Origin of the sequence: Dactylosporangium sp. NPDC049525 (assembly GCF_040676755.1) — a bacterium.
GTDB lineage: Bacteria > Actinomycetota > Actinomycetes > Mycobacteriales > Micromonosporaceae > Dactylosporangium.
Window position 1 is genome coordinate 48,000 of sequence record NZ_JBFAPO010000052.1, and the last position, 25,955, is coordinate 73,954.

The following is a 25,955-nucleotide window of genomic DNA, read 5'->3' on the forward strand; positions in this document are numbered from 1 at the left end:
GGGCATCGATGCTCTTAGCTGGACGCAGTTCGCCGGTCCGGTCCGCCAACCAGCCCGAGCAAGGAGCCTTCGTGCGCCCGTACACCCGCATCGTGACGATCATGACGGCCGTTGTGGCCACGTCCGGCCTGCCGGCAACCGCCGAGGCCGCGACGCCGGTGCGGATCCTGCCGCTGGGCGCGTCGATCACCTGGGGCACCAGCTCCACCGACGGCAACGGCTACCGCGAGGCGCTGCGCAGGCACCTCGCCGACGACGCCGGGGTCGCGGTCGACCTGGTCGGCTCGCAGCGCTCCGGCACTGCCACGGACAACGACAACGAGGGCCACCCCGGCTACCGCATCGACGGGATCGCGGCCGGCGCCGACGCCTGGGTGGCCGCCGCCCGCCCCGACGTGGTGCTGCTCAACGTCGGCACCAACGACATGCTGCAGAACTACGACCTGCCGAACGCGCCGGCCCGGCTCAGCGCGCTCGTCGACCAGATCCTGCGCGCCGCCCCGGCCGCGACGGTGGTCATGTCGACCCTCGTGCCCAGCCCGGACGCGACCGTCGAGAGCCGGGTCCGGGCGTTCAACGCGCAGCTGCCCGGCATCGCGCAGGCCAAGGCGGCGGCGGGCAAGAAGGTCCGGCTCGCCGACTTCCACGCGAACCTGACCCTCGCCGACATCGGCCCCGACGGCATCCACCCGACGGACGGCGGTTACGCCAAGCTCGCCGACGTCTGGTATTCCGCGCTGCAGCCGGTGCTCGGCGCCGGCCGGGCGTGGCCGCTGTTCCGGACGGACTTCGGCGCCGCCGCCCCGCCGCTCACGTGGACCGACACCGTCCAGTCCGCGCGCAACGTCACCGGCTACTGCTGCGGCCTGACCTCCATGGAGACCGGCCGGCGGGCCGAGGTCGCGCACGGCGGCACCTACGCCCTTATGTACTCCGGCAGCGACACCAGCGCGAGCGGATCATATTCCTACAACCGGGTGTTCGACGTGCATCTGCGGCTGACCACCGGCACGACGCTCACCTACTGGATCTATCCACAGTCCGCCAACGGTACGTCGGTGGCGATCGACCTCGCCCTCACCGACGGCCGCTCGCTGCGGGACTCGGGGGCCGTGGACCAGTTCGGGGTCAGGGCGCACCCACAGTTCCAGGGCGAGGGCCACCGCCTCGTCGTCAACCAGTGGAACCTGGTCCAGGTCAACCTCGGCGCCCTCGCCGGCGGGACCGTCGACCAGATCCGCGTGGGCTATGACCAGCCCGGGGGCACGGGCACGTTCCGCGGATACTTCGACGACATCCAGATCGTGAACGCGGCGCTCTAGCGCAGGTCAGCGGTGACCTTCGGCAGCGCCGCCCGGGTCACGTCGACGAGCCGGTTGCGCAGGTCCTGCTTCTGCGTGGCGGTCCAGCCGGCCTTGTCCTGCCGGTCGACGGTGAGCCGCATGTGCCAGGTCAGGTTGCCGTCCCGGACCCCGATGCGCAGCGTCATCTCGGTCTTGGCCTGGGCCGTGGAGCCCTTCGTCTCGAAGATGACCGCCTCGTCGCCGAGGTCGGTCAGCTGGACCGGCCCGTCGTTGAGCGCCGCGTCGCCGACGATGAGCTGCTTGTAGTCGGCGGCGGCCGCGCCCTGCGTCGGCGTGACCCTGATGGAGGCGAAGAACGTGGCGCGCACCGTGCCGTGCAGGCGCACGGCCTGGCATGTCGCCTCGCCGCCCGACGCGGTCAGGTTGCGGGTCGGTCTCGGGGTTTCGGGCACCTCCTCGAAGAGGGCAGCGAACTTCGTCAGGTCGAGGTTGGCGCAGAGGTTGTCCGGCATCTTCGCGAGGTCGTAGGCGACCGCCTCGGGTGACGGCTCGCCGCCGTCCTGGGACTGCTCGCCGTTGTCGTCGGGGAGCTGGGACAGCAGTACCGCCCCGCCGGCGAGGACGACGGCGATCGCGGCGACCGCGGCGAGCAACCGGGTCCGCGTCCGGCGCCGCGGCCTGACTGGGGCTGGGGCTGGGGACGGGGCTGGGGACGGGGACGGGTCTGCGGTCGAGGGTAAGCCGGCCGTCACGAACGGGTCGGCGGTCAGGAACGGATGCGGGTCCGCGGCCAAGGGGCGGTGTCCCAGGTCGACCTGGGACACCGCCGTGCGCGGGTCGGCCCCGGAGACCGGCGACTGCGCCGCATCGAGGCCGTGCAGCGCACCCTCGGCGACCACCAGCTCCGGCTGCTCGGCGACGACCGGCGCGAGCCCCAGCGCCTCGTGCAGCATCGTCGCGACCAGCGGGATCCGGCTGGAGCCGCCGACGAGGAACAGCCCGGCGATCTCGGCCCGCTGGACGCCGGCGTCGGCCAGCAGCGCCCGGGTCATCGCGACGCTCGGCCGCAGCACCGGCCGCATCAGGCCCTCCAGCTGCTCCCGGCCGAGCGGCACCTCCTTGCCCAGCGCCGGGACCATGACGACGGTGCCGCTGGCCCGCGACAGCATCTCCTTGGCGGTGCGCACGTCGTCCCACAGCTGCCGACGGGTGGTCGCGTCGGTCCACAGCGCCCCGTACGTCGCCTGCAAAAATCCGACGATCGCCGCGTCGACGTCCAGCCCGCCGAGGTCGTTGAGCCCGCCGGAGGCGACCGGTTCGAAGCCGTCCGGCCGGCGGCGCAGCAGCGTCACGTCGCAGGTGCCGGCGCCCAGGTCGTACACCACGACGCAGGCGCCGACCGGCACCTCCTGGGTCGCGGCGAGATACGTGGCGGCGGCGACGGGCTCCGGGACGAGGTCGACCTCGGCGAACCCGGCCAGCCGCGCCGCCTCCACGAGCAGGACGCGGCGGCTGCTGCCCCAGTCCGCGGGGTGGGTCAGTGTCACGGTGTCGACCGGCCCGGCGACCCGGGCGGCCTCGCCGGCGACGCGCCGCAGGACGGCCGCGATCAGGTCCCGGACGTCGACCTCGGTGTCGCCGAGCAGGACGCTGGTCTCGCCGGCGCGGCGCTTCGGGTTGGGTTCGAGGCGTTCGGGGGCGCTGCGCGCCAGGTGCGCGGCGTCGCGGCCGGTGTGCAGGCGGCCGTCGGGGCCGAGCAGGACCGCGGAGGACAGCAGCGGCGAGCCGTCGAACAGCAGCTGCTGCACCCGGCCCTCGGGGCGCCGCAGCACCGCGATCGTCGTGGACGTGCCGAAGTCGATGCCCAGCCGGAACCGCGCACGCGTCATGGCGCGCGACAGTAACGCATCCGGGTGCGGGGGACGATGGAGGGACGGCGCGCCGCCTACGATCTTGAGATGCTCGGATCTCCCCTCCACAGCAGGCCGCCGGTCCCGGACAAGGACCGGGCTCTCGACGACCACGAGCTGCGCGCCGCGCGGGCCCTGGCCACCTCGGGCTACTGGCTGCCCGCCCAGGCAGTCATCGCGGCCGCCGGCACCGGCTGGGAGCGCCGCGGGCACCGCATGCCGGCACCCATGTCTGGTCGTACTTCTTCGGCTCGCAGGCCGGCGGGTTCCTCGCCAACTGGCGCTGGGTGAACAGCATCGGGTGACCCGGCATACTGCTGGGATGGATCATGTGGCGCAGCGGCAGGCGATGCTCGACGCGGTCGGTGAGCAGGTCGGTCCGGTGCGGGCCGTCCGGCTCGTGCGGGACCTCGACGCGGACGGTGTCCCGGCCCGCCTCTATCAGGACGGCGCCGCCGCGGTGACGCCGGTGCTGCTCTACGCCCACGGCGGCGGCTGGGTCCTCGGCGACCTCACCACCCACGACGGGCTGTGCCGCCTGCTCGCCGCGGAGACCGGCTGGGCCGTCCTGGCCGTCGACTACCGCCGGGCGCCGGAGTCACCGTTCCCGGCCGCGTTCGAGGACCTCGAGACTGTCGTCGGTTGGCTGCAGGTGTACGGCCGGCAGCACGGCCTCGACCCCACCGCCGTGGCGGTCGCCGGCGACTCGGCCGGCGGGCTGCTCGCCGCCGTGACGGCCCGCCGCGCCCGCGACGCCGGGCGGGGTTTCGTCGCGCAGGTGCTCATCTGCCCCGTGACCAGCCCCGCGATGGAATACCCCGACCTCGGCAACGACGGCCTGCAGCCGCAGGAGATGGCCGACTTCTGGGACGCCTTTGCCCCGCCCGGGGTCGACCGGCACCACCCCGACCTCGACCCGTTCCTGGCCGACCCGGCCGGCCTGCCGCCCGCGGTCGTCGTCACCGCCGAGCTCGACATCCTGCGCGACGAGGCGGAGCGCTACGCGGCGCGGCTCGCCTCGGCCGGCGTGCCCGTCATCGCCACCCGCTACCAGGGGACCTTCCACAACTTCCCGCGGAAGCTCGCCCTGACCCGGGACGCGGCGGTCGCCGTCGCGCAGATCGGCGCCGCGCTGCGTGCCCTCACCGGTCAGTACGTGCCGTAGCGGCACCAGGAGCGGGCGGCCCGGGTGTTGAGCAGGATCAGGAACAGCACCGGCACGGCCGCACTCACGATCGTGGCGACGGTGAACAGCGACGTGCTGTACACCTGCCACGCCACGGACACCAGGCTCAGGACGTTGAGCAGGGTCAGCAGCACCCTGGCCCAGTTACGGCCGCGCTGGACCTTACGGCCCAGGACGATCGCGATGAGGCCGACGGTGGCGAAGACGCCGACGACGACCGCGATCAGCGGCGTGGCGGCCGACGTGCGGGTCCCGAACTGGGTGTCCCACTGCGCCATCATGTCTGACGCGGCGAGACCGAAGAGCGCGGCGATCGCCAGCATGACCAGGCCGCCGAGGTACTGGAAGATCGCGACGACGTGAAGCGAGACGGGGGCGGTGGTGCGCATCGCGTACACCGGCTGCTGAGGGTATGCGTAAGCCATGCCGACATCGTGCCGCCGGTGGTGGCGTCCGCGACTCGCACGTTCATGCCAACCGGGCGCCCGGTGGTCATGGCCCGATCTTCATGACGGGCAGGACGTAGCCGTCGGCGGCGCGGACCGCGGTCCTGGCGCCGAGCGGCGCGGACATGGTGAGGTTGACCCAGGCCATCCGCCCGTCGGAGCCGAGCCCGGCACAGTCGCCGCCGCGTCGCGGGGTGCGGCTGACCACGTCGAAGACCCGGACCTCGGTCGCCGTCTCCGCGGCGGTGACGGTGAACTGCCCGGAGCACCAGCCGTCGGCATGCCACTCGATGCCGACCATGATGACGAGCGGGTCGCCGCCCTCACCGAGGAACCGGATTGCGACCGGCCGGTGCCGGGTCTCCGCCGGCCCGACGCGGCGGCCGAAGTAGACCGCCGCCGCGGCGAGCACCGCGAACGCGAGCACGACGACGATCCAGCGGCGCACGCCGTCGATGCTACGTCCGCGGCGCCGCCCCGTGGGACCCGTCAGCAGGCCGGAGTCGCGCGGTACAGGTGCACCGACACCGTGCCGAGCCACGCCCAGATCACCAGGACCGCCGCGACGAACCCGAGCGTGAACCCGGGTGCGCTGTTGCCGGACGCGATGCCCACGAACCCGGCGAGGAACAGCCCACCCGAGACCCACGAGTACACGGCGAGCCCCCGCCGCCCGTCTCGCGCGAACCGGCGCCCCATGACCACACAGGCGACGATGACGCACAGGAACCCGACCCCGCCGGCCGCGAAGTGCCCGACGCCGTGCCAGCTCACGGTGCCGGGCCCGTCCGGCGTGCCGGCCGGGAACCCGAGCCCCGGGTCGGCGCGCAACGCCCCGGCCGCGACGAGACTGGCACCGTAGACCCCGACCAGCCGGCCGACCCACGGCGTGCCCGGCAACGCCCGGTGCAGCCCGACAGCGGCGGCGACGACCATGAGCCCGCTGAGGACGAAGTTGCTGATCTGGATCCAGCCGAGGTCCCCGTTGGACAGCAGGCTCCACGCATGCCGGGTCAGGTCGAAACCCTCCCGCGTCAACGCCTGCGCAACGCTGACGGTGACGTAGAACGGACCCGCGATGACGCCGTAGCCGAGCAGGGAACGAGTGACCTGATTGGGCAGCATGGTGATCGGTTCCTTCCGAGACGTGGTTACCTTCACCACCACCTCGAACAGCCCGCCACCGATCCGACATCACCGACCAAGTTTTCTTCGACGCGGCACCGCCGGCGGTCAGGCCAGGGAGAACAGGTGCGCGGTCGGGCCGTAGTCGATCTTCCAGTCGGTGTACACGCCGCAGGTGCCGTCGGTCAGGCAGCGCATGCCGACGGAGACCCAGCGCACGTCGCCGTCGGCGCGCAGGGCGTAGCCGACGGCGATCTCGAACGTCTCGCCGCCGCAGGGGCAGCCGGCCTCGTCGCCGTCCTGCTCGTCTTCCTGGTCGGCGCTGTCGAGCATGACGAACTCGTCCTCGCACGCCTCGCACCGCCGCGCCGCGTACCCGACCTCGTCGTCGACCCACAGCCGGAACGCGGTGCCCCCGCAGGCGCCGCAGACCGACCGTTCGACCCGTTCGACCTCGTAGCCGCCGGCGCGATACGACCGCAGGTATGCGTCAAGCTCCACGGTCGACAGCCTAGGTGCGCAGCGCGCGGAAGCAGGCCCGGACCTCGGCGACGAACAGGTCCGGCTGCTCGAACGCGGCGAAGTGGCCGCCCCGCTCCGGTTCGCTCCAGTACCGCAGGTCGGTGAACCGGCGCTCGGCCCATCGCCGCGACGGCCGGGGGATCTCCTTCGGGAAGACCGAACCGCCGGTGGGGACGGTCACGACGTCGGTGGTCCCGCCGGTGAAGCGCCGCTGCACGTCCTTGAAGCTCTCCCAGTACAGCCGGGCCGAGGACGCGCCGGTGCCGGGCAGCCAGTACAGCATCAGGTTGTCCAGCAGGTCGTCGCGCGTGAACGTGCGGTGCTCCCAGTCGGTCCACGCCCGGAACTTCTCCACGATCCACGCGCACAGGGCGGCGGGGGAGTCCACCAGGCCGTAGCCGACGGTCTGCGGCCGGGTCGACTGTTCGAGGGAGTACCCGTCCTCGACCGCCCCGGCCCGTTCCAGGTCCGCGAGGCTGCGGCGTTCCGCGTCCGTCAGGTCGTCGAACGTGGCCGGGTCGGGCGCGGCGAGTGGCGGTACCAGATGCAGGCCGACGACCCGCTCAGGATGCTGTTGTGCGATGGCGGTGCTGACGCTGGTGCCCCAGTCGTGGCCCTGCGCGGCGAACCGGTCGTAGCCGAGGCCCGCCATCAGCTCGGCCCAGGCCCGCGCGATCCGTTCGACCCCCCAGCCGGGCTCCGCCGGCTTGTCGCTGAAGCCGTACCCGGGCAGCGACGGGCACACCACATGGAACGCGGGCCCGGTCGCCGGATCGGTCAGCGGCCCGACCACCTTCAGGAACTCCACCACCGACCCGGGCCAGCCGTGCGTCATGACCAGTGGCAGCGCGTCAGGGTCGGCGGAGCGCACGTGCAGATAATGGATCCACAGCCCGTCGATCTCCGTCCGGTACTGCGGCAGCCCGTTCAGCCTCGCCTCGGTGGCGTGCCAGTCGTACCCGTCGGCCCAGTAGCGGCACAGGTCCCGCAGCCAGTCCACGGGCACACCCTGCGCCCAGCCCGGCACGGTCGCCGCCTCCGGCCAGCGGGTCGCCCGTAACCGCCGCCGCAGGTCATCGAGAACCTCGTCACCGACGTCGACCCGGAACGGCACAGTCTCACCCATACCCAACATGGTTCTGGGTCACGGCCGGTGCCGCGACCCGGCGCGGGGTCCGGCTAGCCGACGGTCGCCGGGTGGGCCGCGTTCATGTGGGCGGGCAGTTGCTCGGCGGGCATCGGGCGGCCGAAGTGGTACCCCTGGGCGTAGCGGTACCCGAGCCGGCGCAGGACCTCGGCCTGGGCTTCGGTCTCGACGCCCTCGGCGACGGCGCGCAGGCGCAGGCCGTTGCTGATGCCGATGAGGGCCTCGGCGATCACGGAGCGCTCGCCCTGGTCGGTGATGTTGTCGATGAAGGACTTGTCGACCTTCAGCAGGTCGACGGGGCAGGTGCGCAGCAGGCCGAGCGACGAGTGGCCGGTGCCGAAGTCGTCCAGGGCGACGTTCACGCCGAGGCGCTTGAGCTGGTGCAGTTCCTCCAGGCCCGAGCCGCCGTCGAACACGGCCGTCTCGGTGACCTCGACGGTGAGGTGCCGCGGCTCCAGGCCGACGCTGAGCAGGGTCGCCTGGACCTGCGCGGCGAACCCGGCCTCCCGCAGCTGCCGCGGCGACACGTTCACCGACACGTATTCGAGGGTGCCGAGCTCGTCGCGCCAGCGGGCGGCCTGGCGGCAGGCCTCGGTCAGCACCCACTGGCCGACGGGGACGATGAGGCCGGTACGTTCCGCGGCCGGGATGAACAGGTCGGGGCGGATCATGCCGCGCTGCGGGTGCTGCCACCGCACGAGCGCCTCCACGGCGACGGTCCGCGCGTCGGACAGCCGCACGATCGGCTGGTAGTGCAGCCGCAGCTGGCCGGTGTCCAGGGCGACGCGCAGGTCGGCCGCGGTGCGGGCCTGCTCGGCGCTGTGCTGGTCCATCGACGGCTCGTAGGTGACGCGGCGGCCCTTGCCCTGGGCCTTCGCCTCGTACATGGCGACGTCGGCGCGGCGCAGCAGCTCGTCCGCGGTGGCGGAGGCGGTGCCGGGGTCGGTGGACATCGCCAGGCCGATGCTGGCCTCCACGACCAGGGCGTGCCCGGCCGCGTCGAGCGGGCGCCGCAGCTCCGCGGTGACCCCCGCGAGGACCTGGAGTGCCCGCGGCTCGCCGTCGGTGCGGAAGACCAGCGCGTACTCGTCGCCGCCGAGCCGGGCGACCAGCCCGTCCGCGGGCCGCAGCTGCGACAGCCGTGCCGCGACCGCGGTGAGCAGCGCGTCGCCGACGGCGTGGCCGAGGTCGTCGTTGATGCCCTTGAAGTCGTCGATGTCGATCAGCGCGACCGCGACCGCGTCCTGACCCGCGTCGAGGGCCTCGCCGGTGTACTGCATGAGCAACCGCCGGTTCGCCAGCCCGGTGAGGGCGTCATGGGTCGCCTGCCACGCGAGCGTCTCCTGGTACTCCACCAGCTCCCGCAACCGGCTGTCGAGCGTGTCGAGCAGGACGGCGTTGTCGCGCAGCGCGGCGGCCTGGCGGGCGGCGACGAGCAGGACCAGCACCACCGTGCCGAGGGCGACGCCGAGCACGTCGTCGCCGTGGTCGGCCGCGTCGGCCAGCAGCAGCATCCCGGTGGCGAAGACCGCCAGGTACGGCACGAACGGCCGCCGGGTGCGCCGCACCGCCGCCGGTGGTTCGACCCCGGCGGCGCGCCGTTGCCGGTCCGCGGCCAGGCACAGGATGAAGCAGGTCAGGGGCAGGACCACCGGCGTACCGTTGAGATACGGCCGATCGGTCAGCAGCGGCGTCAGCGCCCCGCCGGTCGCGCCCCCGCCGCCGGACAGCGCCAGCAGGTAGAGGGACCGCCGGTCCAGCGGGCCGGTGCCGGTGAAGGCGACCTTGATGAAGGCGAACACGCACACCGCGCCGGTCGCCACGATCGCGATGACGGCCCAGGTGCCGGTGGTGTTCCCGCCGGACCAGCGCTCCCAGTGCCGGAAGACGAAGTGCCAGGCGAACGTGATCACGGTCACCAGCACGGTCGCGGTGTCGAGGCCGAACCGCAGCCACTCGCCCCGGCTGCGCTGGGCACCGGGGATCCGCAGCAGGCCCCAGAGCATGAACACCAGGCCCATGAGGTACACCGCCGCCGTGACACCACTCACGTGATGCGGCGCGACCCATCCGATGATCATGTCGACGCCGTTGCTGGCGCCGCCGAGCCCGATGAAGACCATGCCGAGCCCGATGTGCCGCCAGAACCGCTTCGCACCCGGCGCCAGCCCCGCGGCGGTGCTCGTCGTCCAGCAGGACCGCACCGCGAACCCCACCGCCAGCGGCACCGCGACCCAGCTCACCAGCTGCGGCGTCGGCCGGGTCAACCCCACCGCGAACCACGCCTCCGCGAGGACCAGCACCACGGCGGCCGCGAGCAACAGTCCCGTCGGACGCCAGCCAGCCACCCTGCTCACACCGGGAGGCATCGGCACGCCAACCCCGATCATGAATCAAATCTCAGCCGCCCCTCAGCGGATCCACAGATCGGTGACGCACAGTTGAGGCAACGTCCCACCCGGTCACTGGAGGCACCACATGGGTCTTGTTCTCGGCATCGTGAGTCTGGTGCTGCTGCTGATGCAGGTGTTGCTGATCGCCCGCGCCGTCCTTGACTGGAGCGTCGTGCTCGCCGGCCCGACGGCGCACGGCTCGGTCAGGTCCCGGCTGCTGACGGGCGTCCGCGCGGTCACCGAGCCGATCCTCGCCCCCGTCCGCCGCGCCCTGCCCCCGCTCCGCCTCGGCGGCATGGCCATCGACCTGGCGTTCATCGTCGTCTTCGTAGCCATCGTCATCCTGCGCGCCGTCATCGGCTGACCCACCCCAACCGGCCCGGCCGCGCAGCGGCGCGGCCGGGTCCCGCCTGGGCGGGGGTTTCGGGGGTGTCCGCCGGGGCATGGGATCGTGCATGCGCAGGCTGCTGGCAAGGCTCGAACGTGCCCGATCGCTCGACCGGGTCGCTGACCGGCTCCGGGGCCTGGCCGCCGGCACCGTCGGCAAGGGGCGGCTCGGCGACCTGCTGCACGGCCTGCCGATCGGGCACCCGCTGCACCCCGCGGTCGTGCAGTTCCCCGTCGGCGCCTGGATGAGCACCGCGGTCCTGGACCTCCTGCCCGGCACCCGGCACGCCGCCACGGCCCTGCTCGCCGCCGGGACGGCCGGTGCGCTGCCGGCCGCGATGACCGGCGCCGCCGACTACGCGACGCTGCCGCGCGAGCAGCGACGGGTCGCCCTCGTGCACGCCGCGGCGAACACCGCCGCCCTCAGCCTGTTCACCGCCTCCGTGGTGGCCCGGCTGCGCGGCCGGCACGGCCGTGGCCGGGCACTGTCCTTCGCCGGCCTCGGCATCGCCGGCGCCAGCGCCTACCTCGGCGGGCACCTGGCGTTCGGGCAGGGCGGCGGGGTCAACCACAGCGCCGCCGCGCTGCACCTGCTCCCGCGCGGCTGGCACCGGCTCGGCGCCACCGACACCATCCCGGACGGGCAGGTCAGCACCCGCCAGCTCGGCGACACCCCGATCGTGGTGTACCGCGAGCAGGACCGGTTCACCGCCTTCGCCGGCCGGTGCGCGCACCAGGGCGGCCCACTCACGGCCGGCATCACCGTCGACGTGGACGGCGCACGGTGCCTGCGGTGCCCGTGGCACGGCAGCGTCTTCCGGCTCGCCGACGGCAGGGCGGTGCGCGGCCCGGCCGGCTCCGACCAGGCCCTGCTGCGCACCCGGGTCCGCGACGGCCAGCTCGAGGCCGCCCGGCCATGACCCACGTCGTCGTCATCGGCGCCACCGGCAACGCCGGCACCGCGCTGCTGCGGAGACTGGGCAATCACGACGTCACCGGTGTAGCCCGCCGACTGCCGGCTCCGAGCGGGCCGTACGCCGGCGTCGACTGGCACGCCTGCGACATAGGCGCCCCCGACGCCACCGGGACGCTCACCGAGCTGTTCCGCGGCGCCGACGCGGTGGTCCATCTCGGCTGGCAGATCCAGCCCAGCCACGACCGCCGGGTCCTGCGCCGCACCAACGTCGACGGCAGCCGCGCCGTCATCGCCGCCGCGGTCGAGGCGGGCGTGCCGAGCCTCATCGCCGCGTCGTCCGTCGGCGTCTACGCACCCGGTCCGAAGAACGACCTCGTCGGCGAGGACTGGCCGGCGACCGGGGTGGCGGCATCGTCGTACAGCAGGGACAAGGTCACCCTCGAGGGCATGCTCGACGCCGTCGAGGACCGGATCCGGGTAGTGCGGCTGCGCCCCGGCCTCATCTTCCAGCGCGACGCGGGCACGGAGATCGCCCGCTACTTCCTCGGCCCGTTCGCTCCGACCCGCCTGCTCCGGTTCGGCCGGGTACCGGTCGTGCCCGCGAACCCCCGGCTCCGGCTGCAGGCGGTCCACGCCGACGACGTCGCCGACGCCTACGTCCGGGCGATCGAGTCCGACGTCCGGGGCGCGTTCAACATCGCCGCGGAGCCGGTGCTCACCCCGAAGGTAGCCGCCACGCTCCTGCACGGCCGCCGCGTCCCGGTGCCGGACGTGCTCCTGCGTGGCGGTGCCGCACTCACCTGGTGGCTGCGCCTGCAGCCGGTGGATGCCGGCTGGGTCCGGCTCGCGTTGAGCGCGCCGCTGATGTCGACCGCCCGCGCCCGCGCCGAGCTCGGCTGGCACCCCACGGTCGACGCCGTCGCCGCGCTGCGCGAACTGATCGACGGCATCGCACACCGCGCCCACACCGACGGCCCGCCGCTGTCCGCCGGCCGCACGCAACCGGGCCGCCCAGCCGCCTTGCTCCGCGGCCGCCTCCCCGGCACCGGCAACCCCTACTGACCTGACGACGCCGACCGCCCCGCCTACGGGCCGGTGCGCGCCCACGAAGGACGAGCATCCGGGCGGCGTCGACGGTGACATTGACCGATCCGGGCGCGGGTGACGAAGCGCTCGATCACGCCTTGGCTCGGACGTCAGACCTGTCGTGGGACTCGCAACGCCGCTCGGGAGCCCGTCGGGTGCCGCGCGCATGCGCGTGTTTCGGCCGTGCGAAGCGCTGGGCGTGCGAGCGAAGCGAGCATTGGGAGTGTGGGGTGAGGATCCCCGACTGCTCTTCCGGCCGTGACGGCCGCCGCGGAAGAAACAGCTAGCACAGGGCACAGCTGGCAAATGTCAAGTATTGACAGAACCCGCTGGAGCGACGAACCTTCACGGCAGGAAGCCTCGCAACCTTCCATCAGAGTCGATTGAGCACGCGCCTCGGCATCGGCGGCCGAGGGCGGTGAACGCCGCACGCCCGCCCACCCCCGAGTAGCCCCAAGCCATCCCCCACAGTGAACGGCCACGCGACGGCGCACCGCCATACGGGTGCGGCCGGCGCTGGTGTTCGCCCCGGGGCACCTGATCGGAGCGTTTGTTGAGAAGACTGCGGTTCAGCACACTGCTGGTGGCGGTCGCGGCGGCGGTCGCCGGCCTGCCCGCGGTGCCGGCCAGTCAGGCCGCGGCGGCCGTGCCGGCGGACCTGACCACGCTGGTCAACCCGATGATCGGCACCCAGAAGGAGGGCAACACCTTCCCGGGTGCGGCGCTGCCGTTCGGCATGGTGCAGGTCAGCCCCGACACCGGCCACGCCACCGGGTACAACTACGACCACACCAAGGTGTGGGGTTTCTCGAACACCCACCTGTCCGGCGTCGGCTGCCCCGTGCAGGGTGAGGTGCCCCTGATGCCGACCGTCGGCGCGGTCAACTCCGCCGACCCGAACACCTACGGGCAGACGCTCAACCACGCCCAGGAGCAGGCGACCGCCGGGTACTACCGGCTCGCCACCCCGAACGGGGTCACCACCGAGCTGACGGCGACGCTGCGCAGCGGTTGGCAGCGGTACACCTTCCCGTCGAGCACGCAGGCGAACGTGCTGTTCAACACCGCGCAGGCGCGGGGCCTCAGCACCGGGGCGCAGTCGTCGTCGATCTCGATCGTCAACAGCGACACCGTCGAGGGGTCGGTGACGACGACCGGGTTCTGCGCCACGGCGCCGGCGCACACGGTGTACTTCTCGGCGAAGTTCAGCCGGCCGTTCGCGTCGTTCGGGACCTGGTCCGGCAGCACGTTCACCGGCGGCAGCCGCACCTCCAGCGGGACCGGCGCCAAGGGCGGCTGGGTCCGCTTCGACACCTCGTCGGACCGGGTCGTCACCGCCAAGGTCGGCCTGTCCTACACCGGGATCGCCGGCGCACAGGCCAACCTCACCGCGGAGACCAGCGCCGCCGGGTTCAACTTCGACACGATCCGCAACACGGCCCGCGACACGTGGAACGCCAAACTGCACAAGGCCGAGGTCGACGGCGGCACGACCGACCGGCAGGTCGCGTTCTACACGTCGCTCTACCACTCGCTGCTGCACCCGAACCTGGCCGGCGACGTGAACGGGCAGTACCGCGGCTTCGACAACGTCGTGCGCACCGCGTCGGGGTACACGCCCTACCAGACGTTCTCGTTGTGGGACACCTACCGCGCGCAGAACCAGCTCGTCGCGCTGCTGGAACCACAGGTCGCCCGCGACTACGGGCTGTCGCTGCTGGCCGTCGACCGTGAGCTCGGCTGGCTGCCGAAGTGGTCCCTGGCCAACACCGAGACCAACACGATGACCGGCGACCCGGTCACCCCGTTCCTCGTCGACCTGTGGGCGCGGGGGCTGCTCAACGGCTACGAGTCGCAGGTGTACGCGGCACTGAAGAAGAACGCGACGGGGGTACCGACGACGACCAACGGCCGCAACGGCAACCCCTACTACGCGTCGCTGGGCTACATCCCGACCGGTGTCACGTGCGCCCCGGTGCTGCCGATGGACCACGACTGCAAGTACCCGACCTCCGCGACGCTGGAATACGCGGCCGCCGACTCGTCCCTGGCGATCATGGCCAGGGCGTTGGGGAACACCGCCGACGCGACCATGTTCGAGGCCCGCGGCCAGAACTACCGCAACCTGTTCGACCCGTCGATCGGCTTCTTCCGCCCCCGCAACGCCAACGGCGTCTGGGGCACGCCGTACTCGCCGACGGACGGCTCGCACACCTTCCACGAGGCCGGCGCGTACCAGTACCAGTGGCTCGTCCCGCAGGACCCGGACGGCCTCGTGTCGCTGCTGGGCGGCAAGACCGCGGCGAACAACCGCCTCGACAGCTTCTTCGCCTACAACAACCTGCTGAGCGACCCGTCCGGGACCGCGCACAACACGTGGGTCAACGGGGCCTACGACTACTACAGCTTCACCACGTACAACCCGAACAACGAGCCGGACCTGCTCGCCCCGTACACCTACCTGTGGACCGGGCAGCCGTACAAGACCTCGACGGTGCTGCGGGCGGCCTACACCCTGTTCACCAACGGGCCCAACGGCGTCACCGGCAACGACGACCTCGGCACCATGTCCGCCTGGTACGTGTTCTCGTCGCTGGGCCTCTACCCGCTGATGAACGGCGCCAACTTCTACGGCGTCAGCACCCCGCAGTTCCCATCGGCGAAGGTCACCATCGGCAGCTACGGCAGCCAGCAGGGCGGCGTCCTCAACATCACCGCGCCGTCGGTCAGCGACAGCAACCGGTACATCTCGACCGCCACCCTCGGCGGCACCGGCTTCACCCGCACCTGGCTGTCGCAGGCCGACCTGGCGCACGGCGGCAACCTCGCCTACACGGTGACGAACACGCCCGGCACGTGGGGCACCGGCGCCGGCGACACCCCGCCGTCGTCGAACCACACCACGCCACCCGCCCCGCAGACGAACCTGGCGCTGGGCAAGGCCACGACCAGCTCCACCCCGTGCGCCGCCGACGAGTCCGCCGCCAAGGCCGTCAACGGCAGCGTCACCGGCGGCAACACCGACAAGTTCTGCTCCACCGTCGCCGGCGCGTTCCTGCAGGTCGACCTCGGCTCGGCGCAGACGGTGAACAAGGTCGTCGTCAAGCACGCCGGCGCCGGAGCGGAACCGGCCAACCTCAACACCAAGGCGTTCAACCTGCAGCTGTCCACCGACGGCAGCACCTGGAGCACGCCCGTCACCGTCACCAACAACGCCGACCCCGTCACCATCCACCAGTTCGGCGCGACGACGGCGCGGTACGTGCGGATGAACGTCACCACCCCGTCGCAGACGACCGACGGCGCGACGCGCGTCTACGAGCTGGAGGCGTACGGCTCGGGCACGGCACCGGTGAACCTCGCGCTCAACCGGCCCGCCACCGGCAGCACCGCCTGCGCCGCCGCCGAAGGCCCCGAGAAGGCGGTCAACGGCAGCACCTCCGGCGGCAACACCGACAAGTTCTGCTCCGGCGTGGCCGGCGCGTGGCTGCAGGTCGACCTCGGCTCCAGCCGGGCGATCAGCCGCTTCGAGGTGGCGCACGCCCAGGCCGGCGGCGAGCCCGCGACCTACAACACGAAGGCGTTCACCATCCAGGTCTCCAACGACGGCAGCACCTGGAGCACGCCGGTGACCGTCACCAACAACACCGCCGCGAACACCACGCACACCGTGAGCGGCGTGTCCGGCCGGTACGTGCGGATGAACATCACCACCCCGACGCAGACGACCGACACCGCGACGCGTATCTACGAGCTGCGGGTATTCGGCTAGAACCTTGTGGGGCGGGGAAACGCCCCGGCACGGTTCCACTGTGGACCGTGCCGGGGCGCCCTGCTGTCAGTGGGTCTGCGGTGTACGGCCGCCGCGGGTGATCCCGTATGCGGTGAACGCGGCGGCGAGGACGCCGAGGCCGAGCATGACGAGCGTGCTGGTCCGGGTGCGGCGCTCGCCGACGGGGCCGGCCGCCGCGGCCGCGGGCGCTGCGGCCGAGCCGGTCGGCAGGCCCATCCGGTCGCCGAACGCCTTCCCGGACGCCTGCTCCGACGTGGTCCCGGAGCCGCCGCGGCCCTTGTCGCGGGCCTTGTCGATGTCGCGGGTCCGGTCTGCGTCGATGGCGTGGCCGGCCTGCGGGGCCACCCGCATCGAGCCGAGCGTGATCCTGGCCGGTGCGGCGGTGACGTCGCGCTTGGCGGAGCCCGGCGTGACGAGGAGCCCGTCGGTGAGGCCGGTGGCCGTCACCGGCGTCGAGGCGGCGCTCGGATCCGAGTCACCCGCGCCGGGCACGCCGATCGCGCGCACCGTGAACGTGTACGCGGTGCCCAGGACCGGGGCCGGCACGTCGCAACTCGTGGCGGCGTTGGAGCGGGTCCGGCAGGTCTTCGTGGCGTCCTCGACGGCGGTCGCCACGAAGTGGTCGACGATGCCGGTCGCGCTGACGTCGACGGTCCACGACACGGTCAGCACCGGCGTGGCCGAGTCGGTGACCGTGACCGTGACCGCGGTCGGCGCCGCGGGCGGCGCGACGGTGACCGGGGCCGCCGCGGCGGGCGGCGCGGCGGCAACGGTGGCCGTGCCGGCGGTGCCGGCGGCGGGTGCCTTGCGGGGCGCCTTCCCCGCGGCCTTGGTCTTCGCCGTGTTCTTGTGCGTGACCCTGTTCCGCTGCGCGGCCACGGCGTTCGCCTTGGCCTTGGCTTTCGCCTTCGCTTTGGCCTTGGCGGTCGACGGGGGCTTCGCCGCCTGCTTGGACTTGGGCTGCGCGGCGACCCTGCCGGCCGAGCGGTCGTTGGCCGTCCGGTCGCCGTCGGCCGCCCGGACGCCGTGCGTCCGCACGGGTGCACCGCCGTCGGGACTCGGCAGGGTCAACTGCCCGAGCCCCGCGAACGCCGTCCCGCCGGTGGCGCCGACGACCGCGATCCCCATGGCCGCCAGCGCGAGACCGGCCCGGACGGTTCGTCCCGCACCGAGCGGGCCACGGCGGGCGGGACGCATGACGGATCTGGTCACCACGGGTATCGGTCCCCTCATTACGGACAAACGCCTACCGAACGCAATCTACCGGTTACTCGGAGTGTCGGGGCGACATTCGGTACCGGTGCTGTGAGAGTGATCGGATCCCCATCCGCTGGGTCGTGACGGCTCGAACGGTCGATCCGGGTGCCGCCGCGGCGCCGATAGGCTGCGGCGGTGAGCATGCCTCCCGACGACGGGCGCCGGCCCGGCCCATGGTCTCCGCCGCCGGGATCCCCGCCCTGGACGCCGCCCGGGCCGACCTCGCGGGGCGCGGGTGCGCTGCCCTGGGTCGTCGGCGGCACGATCCTGGTCGTGCTGCTGTTCCTGATCGGCGCCGCGGTGCTCGTGGTCAGGCTCGGGTCCACTGAGGGCTCGCCGGTCGCCGCCGCCCCCGCCGCCACCGCTGCCACGGCCGCGGGGACCGTCACCGCCGCCGCGCCGCAGACGGTGCCGCCGGGGCTGCCGGAGCGGCCCGAGGCGGCGGCGCCGTCCGTGGCCGTCGAGCGCGCGGAGCTGCCGGCCCGGCCGCTCACCGAGGAAGGCGCGCTGCGGTCGGGCACGCACGGCGCCGCCACCGACGTCACCTTCGTCAACACCCGCCAGGACACCGTCACCGTGCACTGGCTGGACTTCGACGGCAAACGGGTCCGCTACCAGCAGCTGCCGCCCGGCACGCAGTACACGCAACCGACCCACGCCACCCACGCCTGGCTGGTCTGCGCCGCTGACGGTACCCCGGTGGTCCTCGTCGTCGCGGCCGCGCAGCCGGGGCTCGTCACCATCCGATGAGGCCGCGATGCAACCGGCGCCGCGTCCCGGCGGTCAGACCAGCATGAAGCGGATCGGGTTCGGACTGCTCGTCATGATCGTGCTCGCCGGCTGCGGCGGCGACCCGGCCGCCCCACCGGCGGACGCACCGGCCTCCCCGAAGGCGGCGGCGCCGAGCCCGGTCGACCGGCGCTGCGCCGACCCGGACCTCAACGACAAGCAGGTGGCGTTCCCCGGCACCGGCGGCTTCCTGACCGGCCTGCTGCTCGGCACCGGCCGCACCGTGCTCGTCCTGGCGCCGCAGGCCAGCGCCGACGCCTGCTCGTGGCTGTCCTGGGCCCGGCAGGAGAGCACCGCGGGCTACCGCGTCCTCGCCCTCGACTTCGGCGGCGAGGGCCGCTCGCAGCGCGCGCCGGACGGCAAGCCGTCGGGCGACGTGCTGTCGGCCGTGGCGTACGCGCGGACCCTCGGCGCCGAACGGATCGTCCTGATCGGCGCGTCCCGCGGTGGCACCGCGGTCCTGGTCGCGGCGGCCGCCGCCAAGCCGCCGGTCACCGCCGTGGTGAGCCTGTCCGCCCCGGACGCCTACGCGGGGGAGGACGCCGCCGCCGCGGCACCCCGGATCACGGTCCCGGTCCTGTACGTCGCCGCCACCGGCGAGACGTCGTTCGCCGCGGCCGCGCAGACGATGTACGACGCCACGATCGTCCCGGGCCGCCGGATCGCGCTCGTGCCGGGCAGCCTGCACGGCACGTCGCTGCTGACCATCGCCGCCGACGGCGCCCCCGAGGCGGCCAAGGCCGTCACCGACTTCCTGACCACGGTCGCGCCGAACTGACCGTCAGCTCGTGGACCGGGCGCGCAGTGTCAGCGACTGGAACCGCTTGCCGTCCACCGGCACGACGTGGAAGTCGGCGACCTCGAACCGCCGCCGGGCGAACGCCTGCAGCTCCTCGTCGCCGCGCCACGCGAAGAACCGCGGCGGATCGTGCGCGTCGCCGTCCAGGGGACCCTCGCCGGGGGCGGGGCCGGCCCAGACGCCGACGAAGCACAGCCCGCCGGGGCGCAGCACCGCCGCGACCGCGTCCAGGACCGCCGGCAGGTCCCGGTTCGGCACGTGCAGCAGGCAGTTCATCGCGTACACGGCGTCGAACGAACCGGCCGGGAACACCAGCGACAGGAAGTCCCGCGCGTGCGCCTCGAGACCTTTCGCGCGGCAGTACGCCACCATCGCCGGCGACACGTCGATCGCGACGACATCCAGGCCCTGCCCCTGGAAGAACGCGCTGTCCTGGCCGGTGCCCGCGCCGATCTCCAGCAGCCGCCCGCAGCCGCCGGCCCGGAGCCGGTCGAGGAACGCCGCGCGCTCCGTGACCTTCCACGGCTCCTTGTCCAGGCCGTCGCGCCAGCCGGCCCGGGCGTCGTACGCGGCGCGCAGGGGACCGATGACGTCCTGGTACCGAACCTCCATGCGGCCATCATGTCCTGGCCGGACGGGACCGTCCGCCCCGTGCGGCTTGGGACGCCCGGCCGAGACGCTCAGCGGCATGGAAACCATCACCGCGCCCCGCAGCTGGGCGCTCACCGGCGCCCTCGGCGGGCTCGCCGGCGCCGTCGGCCTCTTCCTCGGCGCGAACCTGACCGCCGACGTCGGCGACGGCATCAAGGACAACGCCCAACTCGTCGCCGCGATCGTCGCGCACCGCGACCTCGTCTGGCTGAACCAGGTCAGCTGCGTGCTCGCCGCCGCCTGCCTGGTCGTGTTCGCCGCCGGCCTGTTTCGGCACCTGGCGGTGCAGGAGCCCGCCGGCAGCCTCGTGCCGGCGGTCGCGGCGGCCGGCGTCGGCCTGGTCGCCGTGGCGACGCTCGTCGGCGGCGGGATCTGCACCGAGCTGTACTGGGCGCTCGGCGAACCCGAACGCTGGGACCCGGACACGATCGCGGCGATGGTCGAGGTGTACAACACGACCGCCTGGCTGTGGGCGGGCGCCGGGCTCAGCGCCGCCGCGGTCGCCGTCGGCGGGTTCCGGCACGGCTCGTCCAGCCGGTGGCTGGCCGCGGTCAGCGCACTGCTCGCACTGCTCGTCGCCGCGACCCAGGCGTTTCCCGCGCAGTACGGCGCGCTGTTCCCCGGCGCCCTGTGGGTGCTCGTCGCCGGGCTCGGGCTCGGCCTGCGCAGGACAATGTCCCGGGACGCCGGGACGGTGTGATCGTTAGGGTCTGAGGCGATGCACCGCGCAGCCTGGGCCACCCTCGCCGCCGCGGGCGTGGCGTGCTGGCTGGCCATCAGCAACGGCGCCCCGCCCGCCGGCGTCAGTCATCTGCTGTCCGTCGCCGCCTGCGCGGTGGCGGGCGGTCTGGTGCTGCGGCAGCGGCCGGCCAACCCCCTCGGCCGGCTGCTGCTGCTCAGCGCCGCCTGCTTCGCGCTGCTGGAGGCGTTCGGCCAGTACGCCATCCGCGGGCTCCCGGGCGCGACCGCGGCGGCGTGGCCGCAGACCTGGCTGTGGGTGCCGGCGAACCTCGCCCTGGCGGCGTTGCCCGCGTTCTTCCCGGACGGCCGGCCCGGCCGGTGGATGGGCAGGGCGCTGTGGGCCGTCACCGCGCTCGGCGCCGTCGCCGCGGTCACCGGGGCACTGCGTCCGGGCCGCAACGACCAGGTCGGCCCGGACGGCCTGCCCAACCCGGTGGGCGTCGCCGCGCTGCACCACGTGGCCCCCGTCGCCGAGGCCGCGTTCACCGTCTGCGCCGGGCTGCTGTTCGTGGCCGGCGCGGCCGGGGTCGTCGCCGAGGCGGCCACCGCGACCGGGGTCAGGCGGGCCCAGGCGCGCTGGCTGGCGTACTCGATCGGCCTCGTCGCGCTCGTCGTCATCGGCCGCCTCGCCGCCGGTCTCACCGACGGGCACCCGGACCGGATCTGGCCGGCCGAGGACTCGTGGTGGGACCTTGCCGGCAGCGTCTCCCTCGCGTGCATCCCCGCCGGGATCGGCGTCGCCGTGCTCCGGCACCGCCTGTTCGACATCGACCGGCTCATCAGCCGCACCGCCGTGTTCGTCGTGCTGACCGGCGGGGTCGGCGCCGCGTATCTGGTCATCGTCGGCTACCTGGGCGCCTCGTCCGTGGTGGCCGCGGTCGCCGCCGCCCTCGTCTTCGGCACCGCGCGGCAACAGGTCCAGCGGCGCGTCAATCTGCTCGTGTACGGCGAGCGCGACGACCCGTACACCGTGCTCGCCAGGCTCGGCGAACGGCTGGCGCAGGTCCAGGACCCCCTCGCCGTGCTGGCGACGAGCACGGCCACGGTCCGCGAGGCGCTGCAACTGTCCTACGTGCGCATCGACGCCGACGACGGCCGCACGTACGAGATCGGCAACCGCCCCGCCGACCCCGTGCGGCTGCCGCTCGTCGCCGGCGGCGGCACCGTCGGCGAGCTGCTGATCGGCCTGCGCCCCGGCGACACCACGCTCGGCCCCCGCGACCTGCGCCTGCTCACCGACGTCGCCCGGCACATCGGCCCGGCCGTGCAGGCCGGACGCTTCGCCGCGGACCTGCAACGCTCCCGGGAACACCTGGTGCAGGCCCGCGAGGAGGAACGCCGCCGGCTGCGCCGCGACCTGCACGACGGGCTCGGGCCGACCCTCGCCGGGCTCACCATGCGGGCCGAGGCGGCCCTGGCGGTCGGCGCCGGCCCGCACGCCCAGGGACTCCTCGAAGAGATCGTCCGGGACGCCGAGACCGCCGTCGCCGACGTGCGCCGCCTCGTCGAAGGGCTGCGCCCGCCGGCCCTGGACACGCTCGGCCTGCTCGGCGCTCTCACCGCCCACCTCGCCGGCTGGCCACCCGGCGGGCCGCAGGTCGGCGTCGACGCGCCACGGGAGCTGCCGGCGTTGCCCGCCGCGGTGGAGGTCGCCGCGTACCGCATCGCCGTCGAGGCCCTCGCCAACGCCCGCCGCCACGCGGACGCCACCACGGTCCGTCTGGGATTGTGGCTGGACGGTGGCCGGCTGTGCCTGTCGGTCACCGACGACGGCCGGTCCAGCGGGGCCGCGGCAGGCGTCGGGGTCGGCATGCACTCGATGCGCGAACGCGCCGCCGAACTCGGTGGCACGCTCGACGTGGCGTCGACGGCGACCGGCACCACGGTCACCGCCCAACTGCCGATGGGGGAGGCAACGTGAGCCCGGTACGGGTGCTGATCGTCGACGACCACGCGCACTTCCGGGCGGGGCTGCGGGCGCTGCTCGCCACCACCGACGAGGTCGAGGTCTGCGGCGAGGCGGCCAGCGGCGAGGAGGCGCTCACCGCGCTGCCCCGGTGCCAGCCCGACGTGGTCCTGCTCGACCTCGCGATGCCCGGCATGGGCGGGATCACCGCCACCCAGCGCATCCTGGAGACCAACCCGCACGTGCGGGTCCTGGTGCTGAGCATGGCCGACGACGACGACTCGGTCTTCGCCGCGCTGCGCGCCGGCGCCCGCGGGTATGTGCTGAAGGGCGCCCGCCGCGTCGAGATCATCCGCGCGGTCCGGGTCGTCGCCGACGGCGAGGCGATCTTCGGGCCAGTGATCGCGACCCGGCTGATGGGCTACTTCGCCAACGTCGACCGGGAACCGCCCGCCGCCACGATCCCCGGCCTGACCCAGCGCGAGCACGAGATCCTCACCCTCGTCGCCCAGCACCTGACGAACCCGCAGATCGCCGCCCGGCTCGGGCTGAGCCAGAAGACGGTCCGCAACCACGTCTCCAACGTCTTCGCCAAGCTGCAGGTCGCGGACCGGGCGCAGGCCATCGACCTGGCCCGCGAGGCCGGTCTCGGCTGACCGGCGAGCCGTTCACCGCACACTGCATCAGTCGAGTACTGGCACGTCGACCCCGACGGCCGGCGAGGCGAAGAGCCGGGTCCGCGACCCTTACGGTTCCCTTGAACAACGCCACACGCCGTACACCATGTCCTGAGGCATCTATCCTTCAGCGGTGGACTGGCTCGATTTCGTCGGCTGGGCCGGTTCGGCGGTGCTCGTCTGGTCGCTGTCCCAGGCCCGACTCCTGCGCCTACGGGTGCTCAACCTGATCGGGTCCGTCGTCCTCGTCGGCTACAACGCCGCGCTGAGCGTCTGGCCGATGGTCGGCCTCAACGCGGCGATGACCGGCGTCAACGCCTGGCACCTGTACAAGATCTGGACCACCCGCCACGACGAGTCGATCTACACCGTCGTGCAGGTCGGCACCGATGACACGTTCCTCGCCCACGTGCTGCGCGTGCACTGGTCCGACCTGGCGAAGTTCAACCCGTCGTTCCGCTTCGACGACACCCCCGGGCGCAGCGCGTTCCTCACCATGCGCGGCGACGAGGTCGTCGGCGTGCTCTTCCTGCGCCCCGCCGACGGCGCCGACGGCCAGGGCGTCGCCCAGATCGAGCTCGACTATGTCACGAAACGCTTCCGCGACCTCAGCCCCGGCGAGTTCGTGTTCCGCAGCAGCGGCCTGCTGACCAGCCACGGCTACCGCCGCGTCCTGACCCCGCCCGGCATGCTCGCCCCCTACTACGGCCGGCTGGGCTTCCAGCGCAGCGGCGACCACTACGAGCTGGAGCTGCCCGACCCCCCACGACCGGCCGGAATCGACTAACCTCCCCTGGCTGAGCCAATCGGGGGAGGGGCGTCGCGATGATCGCTGCGCGGGCAAGGGTGGCCGTGGCGCTGCTCGTCGGGTTCTACGTGATGATCGTGGTGGTGCTGGTCGCGGTGCCGGTGGCGGGGTTCGTCGCCACGGTGGCGTGGTCGTCGCGGGGCTACCTCTGGGTGGCGGTGGCGCTCGACCTGATCATCCTCAGCGCGGCGATCCAGGTGTTCGTGGCCCGGCCACCGTCGCCGACCGGGGTGCGGCTCACCGAGACCCGGGCGCCGGAGCTGTGGCACGTGGTGCGCGGTCTCGCGGCGCGGGCCGGCACCCGCGAGCCCAACGAGATCCGCCTCGTCGCGACGCCACGGGTCAGGGTCGTGCAGGAGGCGGGGCTGCTCGGACTGCGCGGCGGCTGGGTGACCCTGGAGATCGGAGCGCCGCTGCTCACGGCCTTGACCGTCACCGAGGCCGCCGCGACGGTCGGCCACGAGCTGAGCCGGTTGACCCGCCGGCACAAGGGCGCGGTCGCCGTCGCCCACCGCGGCCAGGTCATCGTCAACGGCACCGCCGCCGCCGTGCGCAACGCTCTCGTGCAGGCGGTGTTCCTCTGGTACGCCAAGCTGTACACCACTGTCGCCGGCCCGATCGACCGCCTGCTGGACCGCGAGGCCGACGAGACCCTCGTCGCGGTCGCCGGCCGCAACGGCGCGGCGGAGACCCTGCGCCGCACCGCGCTCACCGAGGTGGCGTGGCAGCAGTACCACCGCGAGTACGTCGACCCGCTCCGCGAGCGCGGCTACGTCGCCGCCGACATGTTGGACGGGTTCACCCGGTTCACCGCGGCGCGCGCGACGCCGGACCTGCCGGCGGAGGTGCGGGACAGGATCGCCGCGATCACCGCGGGACCCGCCTCGAGCGTCGCCGCCGACATCCGGCCGGCCGCGGACCTGGTGAGCGAGGAGCGCGCAGAGGTGCTCCGGCAGCTGGAGGTCGGCGCCTTCCAGGACACGGGGTTCCGGGTCATGCCGTGGGAGGAGCTGTCCGCGCGGGCCGCGACGAACGCCGCCCAGCTCGCCGCGAACCGCCTCCTGGAGCCCGCCGGCGGCGACCCGCACCTGGTGCTGCGCCTGCTGGCCGACGGCCAAGCGCCGCTGGAGGCCGGCCTGCCCGAGGCGCTGCGCGGCCTGATCGCGGTGACCCTTCTGGACGCCGGCGCCGCCACCTGGCGGCACCCGTGGACCGGCCCGGCCCAGCTCATCGACCGCGACGGCAACCCCGTCCCCCTCGACGACCTCACGGCCCGCGGCCTGAACCCGGCCACCGCCACCACCCTGGCATCCGACCTCACCCGCGCGGCGGCCCGTTGACAGCTGTGACCGTGATTCGCTGACGACGCGGGGCTCAGTCGTCCTTCGGGGCGGGCATGCCGGCGGTCTCGGCGGCGAGGCGGGCGTGGCCGTCGAAGAGGGCGTCGCGGCCCGCCTCCTCGATCCAGTCGAAGTGGCCATAGGCCTCCAGGGCGGCGAAGCCGTGCAGCGTCGACCAGGTGTGCAGCATCGCCTGGAACGTCTCGGCCGGGATGTCGGTGCCCTGGTGTGCGTTCTTCTGGGCGGCGCAGGCGGCGATCGCCGGGTGGACGTCGCGCAGCCGGGGCGGGGCGAGCACCCCGAGCGCCAGGGCCTCGAGGAACAGCTGCGACAGCTGTGACATCGCCCGCTGGGCGGCCTCGGTGGTGGGGCCGTCGACGGGTGCGGTGTAGCCGGCCACGGGCAGGCCGAGGATCAGCGCGAACTGCTGCGGCTCCTGCCGGGCCCACTGCCGGTAGGCGCGGGCGACGGCGATGAACCGGCGGCCGATGTCGTCGTCCGGGACGGCGTCGCGTGCCTCCGCGACGTAGCGGCCGAGGTCGTCGTAGGCGCCGGCGATGAGTGCGCTGAGCAGCTCGTCGCGGTCGGCGAAGTACCGGTAGAGCGCCGGTGGCGTCATCTCCATCGCGCGGGCGATGTCGGCGAAGCGGAAGTCGACCGTGCCGGTCTCCCGCATGTGGGTAAGGGCGGTGAGCTTGATCTCCTCGATGGTGGCCGCCCGCGCCTTCTCACGTCGTGGTGCCGACCGCGCTGGCGTGCTCATGAAGTCCTC

General features: G+C 73.4%; 24 protein-coding genes. 14 read left to right on the forward strand and 10 right to left on the reverse strand.

The features are described from left to right. The first annotated feature begins 71 nt into the window (after positions 1 to 71). Positions 72 to 1,322 carry an SGNH/GDSL hydrolase family protein gene (locus tag AB0K00_RS44545; protein WP_363534687.1) on the forward strand — a complete coding sequence of 417 codons (1,251 nt, stop codon included), beginning with the start codon at positions 72 to 74 and terminating at the stop codon, positions 1,320 to 1,322. Here AB0K00_RS44545 and AB0K00_RS44550 read toward each other — a convergent pair. Further along, positions 1,319 to 3,193, reverse strand: coding sequence for an Hsp70 family protein (locus tag AB0K00_RS44550; protein ID WP_363534689.1), 1,875 nt, complete (start codon positions 3,191 to 3,193; stop codon positions 1,319 to 1,321). The two genes, AB0K00_RS44545 and AB0K00_RS44550, sit on opposite strands and share 4 nt — an antisense overlap. A 69-nt stretch (positions 3,194 to 3,262) precedes the next feature. Between AB0K00_RS44550 and AB0K00_RS44555 the strand changes: the two genes are divergently transcribed. Then, entirely contained in the window at positions 3,263 to 3,505 is a 243-nt protein-coding gene (locus tag AB0K00_RS44555; RefSeq protein ID WP_363534692.1) for a hypothetical protein, read from the forward strand. Between the two features lie 31 nt (positions 3,506 to 3,536). Continuing rightward, complete coding sequence (locus AB0K00_RS44560) at positions 3,537 to 4,379, forward strand: alpha/beta hydrolase (protein ID WP_363534695.1); 843 nt, start codon at positions 3,537 to 3,539, stop codon at positions 4,377 to 4,379. On the opposite strand, the gene AB0K00_RS44565 is transcribed toward AB0K00_RS44560, so the two are convergent. The 6 genes from AB0K00_RS44565 to AB0K00_RS44590 all read right to left on the reverse strand — a co-directional run bounded on the left by AB0K00_RS44565 (position 4,364) and on the right by AB0K00_RS44590 (position 9,997). Continuing rightward, the gene (locus AB0K00_RS44565; protein ID WP_363534698.1) at positions 4,364 to 4,825 is read right to left on the reverse strand and encodes a hypothetical protein; all 462 of its coding nucleotides are present in this window, start codon (positions 4,823 to 4,825) and stop codon (positions 4,364 to 4,366) included. The genes AB0K00_RS44560 and AB0K00_RS44565 overlap by 16 nt on opposite strands. A gap of 67 nt (positions 4,826 to 4,892) precedes the next feature. Next, a complete protein-coding gene (locus tag AB0K00_RS44570; protein ID WP_363534701.1) occupies positions 4,893 to 5,294 on the reverse strand; it encodes a hypothetical protein in 402 nt (133 codons plus the stop codon). 41 nt (positions 5,295 to 5,335) lie between these two features. After that, positions 5,336 to 5,971 carry a DUF998 domain-containing protein gene (locus AB0K00_RS44575; RefSeq protein ID WP_363534704.1) on the reverse strand — a complete coding sequence of 212 codons (636 nt, stop codon included), beginning with the start codon at positions 5,969 to 5,971 and terminating at the stop codon, positions 5,336 to 5,338. Between the two features lie 108 nt (positions 5,972 to 6,079). Then, a complete protein-coding gene (locus tag AB0K00_RS44580; RefSeq protein WP_363534707.1) occupies positions 6,080 to 6,472 on the reverse strand; it encodes a hypothetical protein in 393 nt (130 codons plus the stop codon). A gap of 10 nt (positions 6,473 to 6,482) precedes the next feature. Continuing rightward, positions 6,483 to 7,619: an epoxide hydrolase family protein gene (locus tag AB0K00_RS44585; RefSeq protein WP_363534710.1), complete on the reverse strand. Its 1,137-nt coding sequence runs from the start codon at positions 7,617 to 7,619 to the stop codon at positions 6,483 to 6,485. Between the two features lie 53 nt (positions 7,620 to 7,672). Beyond that, complete coding sequence (locus tag AB0K00_RS44590) at positions 7,673 to 9,997, reverse strand: bifunctional diguanylate cyclase/phosphodiesterase (protein WP_363534712.1); 2,325 nt, start codon at positions 9,995 to 9,997, stop codon at positions 7,673 to 7,675. Between the two features lie 121 nt (positions 9,998 to 10,118). Between AB0K00_RS44590 and AB0K00_RS44595 the strand changes: the two genes are divergently transcribed. The 4 genes from AB0K00_RS44595 (at position 10,119) to AB0K00_RS44610 (ending at position 16,194) form a co-directional block, all read left to right on the forward strand. Further along, positions 10,119 to 10,397: a YggT family protein gene (locus AB0K00_RS44595; RefSeq protein WP_363534715.1), complete on the forward strand. Its 279-nt coding sequence runs from the start codon at positions 10,119 to 10,121 to the stop codon at positions 10,395 to 10,397. A gap of 91 nt (positions 10,398 to 10,488) precedes the next feature. Further along, positions 10,489 to 11,340 (forward strand): Rieske (2Fe-2S) protein, encoded by an 852-nt coding sequence (locus AB0K00_RS44600; RefSeq protein WP_363534718.1) that lies wholly within the window; start codon positions 10,489 to 10,491, stop codon positions 11,338 to 11,340. Further along, positions 11,337 to 12,398, forward strand: a complete 1,062-nt coding sequence (locus AB0K00_RS44605) for an NAD-dependent epimerase/dehydratase family protein (RefSeq protein WP_363534720.1) — start codon at positions 11,337 to 11,339, stop codon at positions 12,396 to 12,398. Before AB0K00_RS44600 ends, AB0K00_RS44605 begins: the two co-directional genes overlap by 4 nt. A 577-nt stretch (positions 12,399 to 12,975) precedes the next feature. After that, positions 12,976 to 16,194, forward strand: coding sequence for a GH92 family glycosyl hydrolase (locus tag AB0K00_RS44610; protein ID WP_363534723.1), 3,219 nt, complete (start codon positions 12,976 to 12,978; stop codon positions 16,192 to 16,194). A 66-nt stretch (positions 16,195 to 16,260) separates the two neighbouring features. Here AB0K00_RS44610 and AB0K00_RS44615 read toward each other — a convergent pair whose 3' ends face one another. Then, entirely contained in the window at positions 16,261 to 17,427 is a 1,167-nt protein-coding gene (locus AB0K00_RS44615; RefSeq protein WP_363534726.1) for a fibronectin type III domain-containing protein, read from the reverse strand. A 186-nt stretch (positions 17,428 to 17,613) separates the two neighbouring features. Here AB0K00_RS44615 and AB0K00_RS44620 point away from each other — a divergent pair, with 186 nt between their 5' ends. Together AB0K00_RS44620 and AB0K00_RS44625 are read left to right on the forward strand one after the other, a co-directional pair. Next, positions 17,614 to 18,222 carry a hypothetical protein gene (locus AB0K00_RS44620; protein ID WP_363534782.1) on the forward strand — a complete coding sequence of 203 codons (609 nt, stop codon included), beginning with the start codon at positions 17,614 to 17,616 and terminating at the stop codon, positions 18,220 to 18,222. Positions 18,223 to 18,265: 43 nt separating this feature from the next. Beyond that, positions 18,266 to 19,039 (forward strand): alpha/beta fold hydrolase, encoded by a 774-nt coding sequence (locus tag AB0K00_RS44625; protein WP_363534729.1) that lies wholly within the window; start codon positions 18,266 to 18,268, stop codon positions 19,037 to 19,039. Between the two features lie 3 nt (positions 19,040 to 19,042). Here AB0K00_RS44625 and AB0K00_RS44630 read toward each other — a convergent pair whose 3' ends face one another. Continuing rightward, the gene (locus AB0K00_RS44630) at positions 19,043 to 19,672 is read right to left on the reverse strand and encodes a class I SAM-dependent methyltransferase (RefSeq protein WP_363534732.1); all 630 of its coding nucleotides are present in this window, start codon (positions 19,670 to 19,672) and stop codon (positions 19,043 to 19,045) included. Positions 19,673 to 19,748: 76 nt separating this feature from the next. Between AB0K00_RS44630 and AB0K00_RS44635 the strand changes: the two genes are divergently transcribed. The 5 genes from AB0K00_RS44635 to AB0K00_RS44655 all read left to right on the forward strand — a co-directional run bounded on the left by AB0K00_RS44635 (position 19,749) and on the right by AB0K00_RS44655 (position 25,183). Continuing rightward, positions 19,749 to 20,411, forward strand: a complete 663-nt coding sequence (locus tag AB0K00_RS44635; protein WP_363534735.1) for a hypothetical protein — start codon at positions 19,749 to 19,751, stop codon at positions 20,409 to 20,411. 18 nt (positions 20,412 to 20,429) lie between these two features. Then, positions 20,430 to 22,373, forward strand: coding sequence for a sensor histidine kinase (locus AB0K00_RS44640; protein ID WP_363534738.1), 1,944 nt, complete (start codon positions 20,430 to 20,432; stop codon positions 22,371 to 22,373). After that, positions 22,370 to 23,014 (forward strand): response regulator transcription factor, encoded by a 645-nt coding sequence (locus tag AB0K00_RS44645; RefSeq protein WP_363534741.1) that lies wholly within the window; start codon positions 22,370 to 22,372, stop codon positions 23,012 to 23,014. Before AB0K00_RS44640 ends, AB0K00_RS44645 begins: the two co-directional genes overlap by 4 nt. Before the next feature lie 154 nt (positions 23,015 to 23,168). Continuing rightward, positions 23,169 to 23,822 carry a hypothetical protein gene (locus AB0K00_RS44650; protein ID WP_363534744.1) on the forward strand — a complete coding sequence of 218 codons (654 nt, stop codon included), beginning with the start codon at positions 23,169 to 23,171 and terminating at the stop codon, positions 23,820 to 23,822. A 38-nt stretch (positions 23,823 to 23,860) separates the two neighbouring features. Further along, positions 23,861 to 25,183 carry a M48 family metallopeptidase gene (locus tag AB0K00_RS44655; RefSeq protein ID WP_363534747.1) on the forward strand — a complete coding sequence of 441 codons (1,323 nt, stop codon included), beginning with the start codon at positions 23,861 to 23,863 and terminating at the stop codon, positions 25,181 to 25,183. Between the two features lie 34 nt (positions 25,184 to 25,217). Here AB0K00_RS44655 and AB0K00_RS44660 read toward each other — a convergent pair whose 3' ends face one another. After that, complete coding sequence (locus AB0K00_RS44660) at positions 25,218 to 25,946, reverse strand: TetR/AcrR family transcriptional regulator (RefSeq protein WP_363534750.1); 729 nt, start codon at positions 25,944 to 25,946, stop codon at positions 25,218 to 25,220. Positions 25,947 to 25,955 lie beyond the last annotated feature (9 nt).